Origin of the sequence: Streptomyces sp. NPDC059534, from assembly GCF_042743475.1 — a bacterium.
Classification (GTDB): domain Bacteria; phylum Actinomycetota; class Actinomycetes; order Streptomycetales; family Streptomycetaceae; genus Streptomyces.
Genome location: NZ_JBHWAQ010000087.1, coordinates 1 through 7,897, shown reverse-complemented (window position 1 = coordinate 7,897; position 7,897 = coordinate 1). Strand labels below are relative to the sequence as shown.

Below are 7,897 nucleotides of genomic sequence, written 5' to 3'. Positions count from 1 at the left end.
CGCTGAACGCCTTCGACATCACCTTCGACGGCCGGCTCTCCGCAGCCCGCCAGTAACCCCAACCACCCTCGTTACACCGTTCGATTGACAGACCCGACTGCCGAGCTACCGGGGCGGGCTGGGGTGTCACTGCGGTGCGGGAGGTTTTAGCGTACGCGTAACGATCTTCCCGCTGGCTCTGACTGGAAAATGGTCAGCCGGGTATGGCGAGGTAGCCCCTGGTCGGGGGCTGCTTGCGGGGGCTTCGCGGGTTCGGTCAGGCGGTTGCCGGGGTGAGAGTGACGTCGTGGCCGAGGGCCTTGAGCTGGCGGACGAGGTCGCGGCTCTTGCGGCCGGGGTCGAGGTTGCGGGTGTGGAAGTCGGCGCCGAGGTCTCGGTAGCGGGCGGTCGGGTTGTTCATCAGGTGCCAGACGGGCACCAGGATCGAGCGGGCGACGGCGACCAGGGCTTTCATATGGCCGTGGCGTTTGACGATGCGGCGGTAGCTGGCGCCGAGGAAGGTGTCGGTGCGGGCGGCGGAGATCGCGGCCTTGCTGAGGGCCCCGCGGAGTCAGGGGTTGCCCTTGCCGGTGGGGCCGGAGGTGTTCCTCCCGCCGGACTGGATGGTGCGTGGGGAGAGTTTCGCCCAGGACACGAGATGGCCGGCGGTGGGGAAGACCGAGATGTCCAGGCCGATCTCGGCGAGGATCACCTGGGCGGTGCCGGGGCCGACGCCGGGGATCTCGTCGAGTCGTTCGGTGTCGGTGATCGGCATCAGGGTGGCTTGCCCGGGACCCTCGTCGTCCTCGGTGGTGGACAGCTCGGCCAGGCGCAGGGTGATACGGGCGGTGAGCCTGTCGATCTGCACGGTGAGGTAGTCGACGGTGTCCAGCAGCATCCGGCACATGAAGGCGTGGTGTTCTTCGAAGCGGCTGGTCAACGATTCAGCCAGGGTGGCGTGGCTGGCCTTGATGGTGCCGTGGGCCAGGTCTGCCAGGGCCTTGGGGCTGCGTTCCCCGGCGATGAGGGCTTCGAGTATCGCCCGGCCGGAGACGCCGAAGATGTCGGCGATCACGGTGGAGAGCTTGATCTGGGCGTCTTCGAGGGGTTTCGCGGTGCGCTGTTTGTGGCGGGTTCGCTCGTGGGTCATGACTGCCCGGGCCCGGGTGAGATCGCGTAGCTCATGGATGGGTTTCGGGGGTACGAAGAAGGTCGAGGTCGCCTCCATCACCACCCGGGTGACGCCCTGGCAGATCAGGTGGTCGGCCAGCTCCAGGATCGCGCCGGAGGCCGCAACGGTGCTGAAGACCTGCTGGACGCGCTTGCCGGGCTTGTCCTCGTGCGGCACCCGCACACAGACCATCCCGGACGCCTGGCGATATCGATCGCGGCGACCCGTGCCACGAGCTCCTCGGCCTGCTCGATCTCCACGGTGCCACCGCTGTTGTCGGTGTCCGCCATGCGCAACTCCCCGGTGTTGATCCGTACCGGCCGGCGCCTGCCCAAGGGGCCGCGGGGGAGCGAGTATCTGACCGGCGGGCTCGAAGGCAACAGTACGCAGCCCCTCCGTGGTCCCGGCGCCAGACTGACCTACGGGCTCAACGTCCCAACGAGCTACCAGCATCGGCGGGCAGGCACCGCGATCATGTTTTCACGCCAGCAAGGCGCACCCGAAGGAAACAGGGAGACTGACCTGCAACTATTCAGGATGAAAGAGGTTCAGTGAGCTCTTTTCAGAGTGGCCACCGATCGGGTGACGGCTACGTCTGCAGGTGGGAAATCCCAGCCGCAGGTCGGAAACCGGTTAACCCCAGAAGATCGTTCGCCCTGCGGAGTGACTAATGAAAGAGCTCAGTGAGCTTCTTCAGCGATCACCTCGCAGGGTGAGCGACCCTCTGATGTTGACTGTCCTTTGATCTGCAGTAGCGCTCAGCTCCTGCGGTCGCAGCCGTCACCCGATCGATGGCCGTTCTGAAGAAGCTCACTCAACCTGACAATGCCCGAACGGCACATGAACCGCAGAACTGGGAACGGAACACCCAGTCAGGGACGGTTGGGCCAGGCTCTCGCGGCCAGATTGCGTACGGCGATACCGGTTCGGGATTTTGGGACAAGGAGGGCTGCGACTTGTCTCATCCCGCGCTGTTTCGGGTCGACAAGGGTACGGTGGGCGGTCTCGTAGTGACGAAACGCGGCTGTGTGGTCGGTCGGTGCGGCGGCGAGGGATTCCGCCAGCGTGAAGGCCCCGGCTATAGCCAGGCTGGAGCCGTCACCGAAGAGCGAGACGGACGACGCCGCATCGCCAAGCAGGCCGATGCGATTGCGTGCCCAGGCGGACAGGCGTACGTGACTGACGGAGTCGAAGTAGAGGTCCTCTGTTTCGCGTAGCTGGTCAAGCAGTTCAGGCGCCCGCCACCCCGCACCTGTGTATGCCTCGACGACGATGCGCTTGTGCTGTTCAGTGTTGTGGTGGTTGAAGCCGTCGATAGCGCAGCTTCGGAAGATGAAGGCCGCCAGCGCCTTGTCCCGTGAAGGGTGGATGGACAGTAGCTTGCCTGGGGTGTTGTACATAAGTACGTGGGACGGGTCGTTGACTGGTCCATCCAAGGGCATCGTCGCAACATAAATGCCCATGTGGTGCACGAAGTCGCTTTCAGGGCCGAAAGCTAGCCGCCGCACAGTGGAGTGGAGCCCATCGGCTCCAATGATCAGGTCAAAGCGGCGGGGAGCCGCGTGGTCGAAGTCAACGTCGACGCCATGCTCGTCCTGCTGCATGGTGATAATGGTGTCATCGAAGAGAAACTCGGCATCACTGCGGGCCGCTTCGTAGAGGATGCTGGCGAGGTCGCCTCGGGGAAGCTCGACCTCCCGATTGCCAGCCGCACTGCGGGCGGCAGGCAGACCCACACGAGCGATCTGCCGCCCGGAGGCGTCGACCAGGCTCACCGCCGTGGCCTGGGTGGCGGCTTCGCGCAGGTGCGGCATGATGCCCATCCGTTCGGCCACGGGTAGGGCGGGACCGCGTACGTCGACGGGGCTTCCGCTGGATCGCAGGCCCTGCGACCGTTCCACGACAGTCGGCTGGAACCCACGGCGAGCCAACCAGTACGCGAGGGTGGGGCCGGCGACTCCGGCTCCAGAGATCAGTACGGTGCGGGGAGTCATACCCTCACGCTAGCTGCACTCAATACAGATTTACAATGCATGCCTACATGCATTGAGATTCTTCAGAACGGCCATCGATCGGGTGACGGCTGCGACCGCAGGAGCTGAGCGCTACTGCAGATCAAAGGACAGTCAACTTTAGAGGGTCACTCACCCTAGCGAGGTGATCGCTGAAGAAGCTCAATGAGTGCCATATTCTGCATGCATGTCTCTCAGCGACCGCACCCGCCAGACTATCGTAGACATCGCAGTAGAGCTCTTTGAACGGGACGGCTACGAACGGACGACTGTCGTTAACATCGCAGCCACAGCTGAGATCGGCACGCGCACGCCCTTCAGCTACTTCGCGAGCAAGGAGGAACTGCTGTTCCCGGAGAACGACACATGGAGCGACTCTGTCGGGGATCTTGGATGTTCGGGGTCACTTGCCTTGCCGCTACCAGCATTCCCAGGTCAAGTCCCGTGCATCGAGGTAGAGCTGAAATGCTGTGAGTGGTCGCGGGTGGTCGCTGGCTAGAGGCGCGTGGGTCTTGGCAACGCCGTGGTAGCGGCTGCGGCGTGCCCGGTGTCCGTTGACGAATTCGCAGATGGTGCCCTCGACGCCGGAGCGGGCGGCGTATCGGCGTCGCCACTGGGAATCGTGCTGGTCGGTGCGGTTGCGGGCCTGGAGTTCGTGCAGGTGACGGGGGAGGAAGTTCACTGTGCGTGCTGAGGCGCCCCTCGCGCAGAGGGACCGGTCGGGGCAGGGATCGCACTGGCGGGCTGCGAAGCGGACCACCGTGTAGGGAGCCATGGCGGGTGGTTCGAACCAACGCTCGCTGGTCTGTCCGTTCGGGCAGGTGACGCGGCGGTGGTCGAAGTCGATGCCGAAGGCTTCCCGGGTGAAGCCGGTCTGCTGTTTCTCCTGCCAGGATCCGGACGCCTTGACCGGGCCGACGAGCTGGACCTGGTACTCCCGGGCCGAGCGGTCCAGCAGGGCGGCGGAGACGTAGCCGCCATCGACGAGGTGCTCGGCGGGCAGCCAGCGGGAGCGGAGCCGGGCGTGGATGCCGGGCATGGCCTGACTGTCCCTGGTCGGGGTGGTGGTGGCCACATCGGTGATCAGATTGACGCTGTCGTCGGCCCCGGCACGCTGTGGTGGAAGCCTGGGTCGTCCAACTCCATGGCCAGGGCGTACTTGAAGTCGATACGGCAGCGCACCGCCTCGGCGACCTGCCGGTCGGAGAGGTTGAACAGGAACTGGAGCACGCACACGGTGGCCAGTTGGGCGGGCGAAAGGCCGGGACGGCCATCGTGGGAATACCAGGAGGCGAAGTCCTCATCACGCCACAACCCGTCGAGGTGGTCGCGGATCCACATCGCAGTGGTGCCACGAGGGTTGCTGGCACGGGCCATGCGCACAGTGAGCGCCGGGACCTCCGCACCGGGTCGAGGGCGGACAGAAACTGATCACCTCGGGAGAGACGAGTGGGGCTTGAACGAACTTCCCGCAGTGTCCCGAGCCATCAAGGGCGGCGTCCTTCGAACACCAAGATCCCCGACAGAGTCGCTCAATGTCACCAAAAATGCTATTCCAGAACAAAAAATCGAGCGAAAACGACCTCTGACATCACCCAATCAACTTCAGTTGTGAATGAAGAGATCGGGTGATGCCGCTGGGAACAGGATGACATCCAGTTTGCGTGTTCCGCCCGTAGATGCCAGGTTCTCGCCCTGCCCTGTATTCGACAGACCGCCCAGAAGGGGATGCGACGCCAGGAGATCATGAGGCAGCCGACGACTCCTGATACATTTCACAGACCGCTGCTCAGCACCCCAGACCGGCCAGTCGGCCAAGCCCAAAAAGGCAAGATCAATCGAGTTTTCAAATACCGTCTGAGAACTGTGCGACAGGGCGCAAGCGGCTGGTCGCACAGTTCTCAAATTGGGCCTTCAAGGGCCCGCCACCCGGGTCGCAGCGTAATTATAGAATAGAATAGCAGTACGCTGCAACGCGTACATTCTGTGCCTCATGTGCGGGATCGACGTTTGTCACTTGAGACTGGGCCCACATGGGATAGATTCCACCACTGGTATCAGTCCCTTGAACCTTATTCAAGTTGTACTCGTAGGACGGCATGTCGAGTGTCGGGAAAGAATCGGGACACTGGGCTCTGACTGTTGCGCTAGCGCCGAACGATAGCATCTGCTGTGCACTTGATATTACAACAGGGTAGTCATCCCCATCCTCCGGATTATTCGAGCAGGTGACAGCCAACTCTAGGCGCTGGCTAGCCCCGGCTGCTCCTATCACTCCTGGAGCTGTGAAGTGGACGGAGGCATAGGCTTTGGCCGAACCCTCGGCATTGGCGTGAAGAATTGTGTGCCCTGGCGTGCTGTTATTTCCGCCAGAGAATCTGCTCTCGACTGTCTTCACATACGGATATGCGCTGCTGCAATTTATCCGTGCAATTGCAGTGAGGCCCGGATTTGCCTGGGAGACGATGGTTTTCGTCTCAGTGGTGGAGGTTTGGGCGAAGGCGGGCGCGGGAGCTGCGAATGCGGCTGCGACGATTCCGATGGAGGCGGCAGCGGAAAGGGCAATGGGCAGTTTCATGTCATTCCCTGGCTTGAAATGGATAAAACCCTCATGCTCACGGGCTCGAACAGTTTCTGGCCGGTGGCAATCTTTTACTGTTTTGCAGTCTTTCTTCCATGCCTGGCTGCAATCCTGAGCAATTGCTGCTCCATTGAGGTTTTCTCAACGAAATTCATCGCCAGGTGTTGTTGAGGACGAGGGCAGCGCGGGCGATGGTGCCGATGCGGCTGGGGCTGAGTGTGATGTGCAGCGTGCTCTGCGCATGATGTGCCAGGACTTGAGCTGGGCGAAGGCCCGTTCGCCGGGGCTGGGAGTCGGGTGTGGTCGCGGTTGAACTGCTGGTAGTGCTCGGGCTGTTCGCGGTGGTGGTAGTACGGGGTGCGGACGGTGGCGCCGGCGCCCTGGTAGGCGCGGTCCGCGAGGACGAGGATCTGCCTGGTGTGGCAGGCATGGGCGATGCCGTGGGCACGGGCCGCGGTCAGATCAGCTCGTTAGCTTGGCGTTTATGCAGCTCTGCTGCTTGCGATGGCTTCCGCGAGGTTTGGTTTGTCCTGTTTCCCGACGGGGTGCTCGCGTGCGCGGTGCTTGTTCTTCATCCCGATTGGCCGGCCGGGGCCCGCGGTGCTGGGTTTCGGTGCGCTGGCCGGCTGAGGTGTTTTCCCGTGGAGGCGGCGAAATCCTCGACGGACGCGCGCGGGTGTGAGGCGCCCTTGGCGGGCGGGCCGCTCCCAGGGATTGCGGAGGTCTTCTGCGAGGGGCCGGGCAAGGCGGAGTTGGGTGTGGGCGGCAATGACGAGCCAGGTCCAGCGGTCGGCGGCGGCAGGCTTGCGGAGTTTGGGAGCGGTCCACCCCAACGTCTGCTTGAGCATTCTGAAGGTGTGCTCGAGGTCGAATCTGCGCAGGAATGCCCGCCAGAGCCGGTCCACGTCGTTTGCCGTTGCGGCGGTGCCCGACCACCAAAGCCAGACCGGTCTGGGGCTGCGGTCTCCACGGAGGTGGTCGACCTGAAGACGGATGACGGTGCCTTCGATGACCGGCAGCTCTCCTTCGGGGTGGTTGGCCCAGGCCGAGCGCCGAACCAGAAGCGGGTGCAGTCGGTCCCAGGCAGTGGCGACGGACTTCCCGTAGTGGGTGGTGTCGGTCACCGTGGTGACCGACGGGGCCGGCTGAGTGGCCGCAACCTCGAACGCGAACTCCGCCCCGCGCTTGGGCTTGCGCCCGCGCTTGCCCGGTGGCTGCGGCGGGGGCGGGAAGTACAGGACGCGGTCCGAACGCATCCGGCCCAGCAGCTCCACGGGCAGGTCCGCAAGCAGGAAAGCCAGACGGGTCGCGTCATAGCCGGCATCGAGGACGACCAGGACAGGCGGGTCACCGATCTACCACTGGCCTGTCCCATACAGCCGCTGGAACACATCCCGGACCTGGGCGGCAGTGACGGCGATCGCATCGTCCCACGGACACAGCCGGACCACGTCCAGCATGGCAGTCCACGACGTCCGCCCCTGCTCCAGAGCGGCCACGAAGGAGTAGGGCCACCCGGGGATCATCTGGGCCGAGCCCCTGCCCCGACCGTACGTGTGGCAGAACAGCCGATCCGGGCTGGTATTCGCGTCCGGCCGCAGCCAGTTACTCACGTCGACCGCCAGGACCGGCTGGCCCGACGCCGTGCGGGGAAGCGGCAGCCCTGCCAGCGTTCTGCGTAGCCGCGCCGCATCCAGATCTCCGCAGTTCAGGCCGCCGTACAACGCGCCATGCCCGCGCCGGTGCTCGGGCTCCAACGACAGCTCGACCAATGTCCTCACCGGTCCATCCGCGCACAGCAGGGCATCACTCAGCTCGAACAGCGCATCACGCCGCCCGGTGAGACAGGCATAGAGCTCCGTCCGGAAGCATGACAGTTCGGCAAACGCATCCCGCGGGGCGCCGTGTTGCAGCAGACTCATGGCTACGGCCTTCGTGTTGATCCCATGCCTCTGTGACGGAGCACAGGATCAAGCGAAGGCCGCTCTAACGTCCGGAACTTAGGCAAACCCATCAGCAAGTTCGAGGCCGTGTTCGACGGCAGACCATAAACGTCAAGCTAAGGCGGGTGTGTTCAGGATGGCAGGTGTGGGGGTTATGCGGCGTCGAGGGTGGCCCAGTGGTCGATGAGACCGTCGGTGTCGCAGCCGGTGA

The 7,897-nt window shown here is 64.0% G+C and carries 6 protein-coding genes and 2 pseudogenes; 1 reads left to right on the top strand and 7 read right to left on the bottom strand.

Features of this window, described 5'->3' with window-relative positions; all coding sequences use genetic code 11:
- Positions 1-256: 256 nt before the first annotated feature.
- The 3 genes from ACFVZH_RS39430 to ACFVZH_RS39420 all read right to left on the bottom strand — a co-directional run bounded on the left by ACFVZH_RS39430 (position 257) and on the right by ACFVZH_RS39420 (position 3,144).
- Positions 257-454 carry a hypothetical protein gene (locus tag ACFVZH_RS39430; protein WP_384905356.1) on the bottom strand — a complete coding sequence of 66 codons (198 nt, stop codon included), beginning with the start codon at positions 452-454 and terminating at the stop codon, positions 257-259.
- A 96-nt stretch (positions 455-550) separates the two neighbouring features.
- Complete coding sequence (locus ACFVZH_RS39425; protein ID WP_384905354.1) at positions 551-1,333, bottom strand: transposase; 783 nt, start codon at positions 1,331-1,333, stop codon at positions 551-553.
- A gap of 689 nt (positions 1,334-2,022) precedes the next feature.
- The gene (locus ACFVZH_RS39420) at positions 2,023-3,144 is read right to left on the bottom strand and encodes an FAD-dependent monooxygenase (protein ID WP_384905352.1); all 1,122 of its coding nucleotides are present in this window, start codon (positions 3,142-3,144) and stop codon (positions 2,023-2,025) included.
- Positions 3,145-3,349: 205 nt separating this feature from the next.
- On the opposite strand from ACFVZH_RS39420, the gene ACFVZH_RS39415 reads away from it, so the two are divergent.
- Complete coding sequence (locus ACFVZH_RS39415; RefSeq protein WP_384905350.1) at positions 3,350-3,661, top strand: TetR/AcrR family transcriptional regulator; 312 nt, start codon at positions 3,350-3,352, stop codon at positions 3,659-3,661.
- Here the strand turns inward: ACFVZH_RS39415 and ACFVZH_RS39410 are convergent.
- The 4 genes and pseudogenes from ACFVZH_RS39410 to ACFVZH_RS39395 form a co-directional block, all read right to left on the bottom strand.
- Entirely contained in the window at positions 3,581-4,237 is a 657-nt protein-coding gene (locus ACFVZH_RS39410; RefSeq protein WP_384905348.1) for a transposase, read from the bottom strand. The two genes, ACFVZH_RS39415 and ACFVZH_RS39410, sit on opposite strands and share 81 nt — an antisense overlap.
- An 8-nt stretch (positions 4,238-4,245) precedes the next feature.
- A complete protein-coding gene (locus ACFVZH_RS39405; protein WP_384905346.1) occupies positions 4,246-4,539 on the bottom strand; it encodes a transposase in 294 nt (97 codons plus the stop codon).
- Between the two features lie 1,345 nt (positions 4,540-5,884).
- Positions 5,885-6,207 (bottom strand): annotated as a pseudogene (locus ACFVZH_RS39400) (transposase family protein); the annotation flags it as partial.
- An 18-nt stretch (positions 6,208-6,225) separates the two neighbouring features.
- A pseudogene (locus ACFVZH_RS39395) lies at positions 6,226-7,665 on the bottom strand (NF041680 family putative transposase).
- Between the last annotated feature and the right edge of the window lie 232 nt (positions 7,666-7,897).